This window comes from Dietzia sp. DQ11-44, assembly GCF_014145205.1.
Lineage (GTDB): Bacteria > Actinomycetota > Actinomycetes > Mycobacteriales > Mycobacteriaceae > Dietzia > Dietzia natronolimnaea.
On the sequence record NZ_JAALEC010000383.1, the window covers coordinates 1 to 1,686 of the forward strand.

At 69.3% G+C, this 1,686-nt stretch carries 2 protein-coding genes and 1 pseudogene; all 3 read right to left on the bottom strand.

The features are described 5' to 3' along the window. Window positions 1–202: pseudogene (locus G6018_RS10120) on the bottom strand (hypothetical protein); the annotation flags it as partial. Between the two features lie 24 nt (window positions 203–226). Next, a complete protein-coding gene (locus tag G6018_RS10125) occupies window positions 227–1,315 on the bottom strand; it encodes an inositol-3-phosphate synthase (RefSeq protein ID WP_182610744.1) in 1,089 nt (362 codons plus the stop codon). Then, window positions 1,312–1,686, bottom strand: a 375-nt coding sequence (locus tag G6018_RS10130; RefSeq protein WP_182639531.1) for a PadR family transcriptional regulator, incomplete at its 5' end; no start/stop codon positions are given. The genes G6018_RS10125 and G6018_RS10130, both read right to left, overlap by 4 nt.

A 1,686-nucleotide genomic window follows, 5' to 3' on the forward strand; every position in this document is an offset into this window, starting at 1 on the left:
TCTCGGCCACGGACGAGGGGGACGGGGGAGTCGACGACGACGAGGTGGTCGCCTGCGTCGTCGGCGAGGTGGGGGCCGCGGTCTCCTCCGCCCCCGAACACGCGGCGAGCGCGACCCCGGCCGCCATCGCGAGTGCGATGACGGCCGGGACACGGCGACGCCCGGTGGGGGAGAGCTGGCGGTTCGTCGCGGTGTGGGTCATGCGTTCCTGTTCTTCCAGCGGGGGTCAGGCTCCGATGATGAAGGCCTCGAGCTCGGCGCGGGCCTTGTCGTCGGCCATCTGCTCCGGCGGGGACTTCATGAGGTACGCCGACGCCGGCAGGATCGGTCCGCCGATGCCGCGGTCCTTGGCGATCTTGGCCGCCCGGACGGCGTCGATGATGATGCCGGCCGAGTTGGGCGAGTCCCACACCTCGAGCTTGTACTCGAGGTTGATCGGAGCATCGCCGAACGCGCGTCCCTCGAGGCGAACGTACGCCCACTTGCGGTCGTCGAGCCACTCCACGTAGTCGGAGGGGCCGATGTGCACGTTGCGGTCGTGGATCTTGTCCTTGAGGGAGCCCTCGAGGTTGGAGGTCACGGCCTGGGTCTTGGAGACCTTCTTGGACTCCAGGCGCTCGCGCTCGAGCATGTTCTTGAAGTCCATGTTGCCGCCCACGTTGAGCTGGTAGGTCCGGTCCAGGGCGACACCGCGGTCCTCGAACAGCTTGGCCATCACGCGGTGCGTGATGGTGGCGCCGACCTGCGACTTGATGTCGTCGCCGACGATCGGGACGCCGGCGGAGCGGAACTTCTCGGCCCACACGGGGTCGGAGGCGATGAAGACGGGCAGGGCGTTGACAAAGGCGACGTCGGCGTCGATGCAGCACTGGGCGTAGAACTTGTCCGCCTCCTCGGACCCCACCGGCAGGTAGCTGACCAGCACGTCGACCTCGGCGTCGCGCAGGGCCCGGACCATGTCCACGGGCTCGGCGTCGGACTCCTCGATGGTCTGGCGGTAGTACTTGCCCAGCCCGTCGAGGGTGGGTCCGCGCTGGACGCTGACGCCGGTCGGCGGCACGTCGCAGAGCTTGAGGGTGTTGTTCTCCGAGGCGTTGATCGCCTCGGCGAGGTCCATGCCGACCTTCTTGCCGTCGACATCGAACGCGGCGACGAACTCGACGTCCCGGACGTGGTAGTCGCCGAACTTGACGTGCATGAGGCCGGGGACGGTCTGGTCGATCGCCGCGTCCTTGTAGAACTCGACGCCCTGCACGAGCGAGGACGCGCAGTTGCCGACGCCGACGATCGCGACGCGCACCTTCTTGTCGGTCATGGGGATTCTCCTTGTGATGGGTTCTCTGTCTGGATGAGCTCGTTGATCCAGCGCAGCTCGCGCTCGCTGGTCTCGAGGCCGAGCAGGGTGAGCTGCCGCGCGTAGCGCAGTTCGGTCGGGCCGGTCCGGGTGGCCGCGTCCCGTTGGCCCTCGCGCCGCTCCTCGAGGACCCGCCGCCGGCCCTCCAGGAGCCGCACCCGGGCGGGCCCGGGGGTGCGGTCGAAGAAGGCCAGGTGGACGCCGAAGCCGTCGTCGTTGAACGACGCGGCCCCGGGCTCGTCGAGCAGTGCGGCCAACGTCTCCTTGCCCCCGGCGGTGATGCGGTAGGTCTTGCGACCGCGTCGTGCGGTGGCCGGCGGACGCGTGGCGGA

Excerpts from the sequence above, each read along its gene's own strand:
- G6018_RS10125 (WP_182610744.1), bottom strand. The coding sequence starts at position 1,315 with ATGACCGACAAGAAGGTGCGCGTCGCGATCGTCGGCGTCGGCAACTGC.